At 62.1% G+C, this 282-nt stretch carries 1 protein-coding gene; it reads right to left on the bottom strand.

The window, feature by feature from the left end; translation table 11 throughout:
• On the bottom strand, window positions 1-282 hold a 282-nt coding region (locus GV792_RS28880; protein ID WP_218581225.1), incomplete at both ends, for a hypothetical protein.

Here is a 282-nt window from a genome sequence, read left to right as displayed (position 1 = left end):
GCGCTGAATAAGCGGTCGTACAGGTTGGCTGTCACGGGAATGGCATGGCCAGCCGAAACCCAGTGCATCGTCGATTTCACCTTGCGGCCGTCAGGGGCGGTTCCGCCGCGCGATTGCGGGTCGTAACTGGCGTGAACCTCAGCAATAGTTCCGTCAGGATTCTTGACGACGTCGGTGGCTGTCACCAGGTAGGCGCCGCGCAGGCGCACCTCATGTCCAGGGGAGAGGCGGAAGAATTTGCGGGGAGGGTCCTCGCGGAAATCATCGGCCTCAATCCAGAGC

Source organism: Nocardia cyriacigeorgica (assembly GCF_010868145.1).
In the GTDB taxonomy this organism is placed as follows: domain Bacteria; phylum Actinomycetota; class Actinomycetes; order Mycobacteriales; family Mycobacteriaceae; genus Nocardia; species Nocardia cyriacigeorgica_D.
Note: the sequence above shows the minus strand (reverse complement) of the source record. Positions and strands in the feature narration are given on the sequence as shown.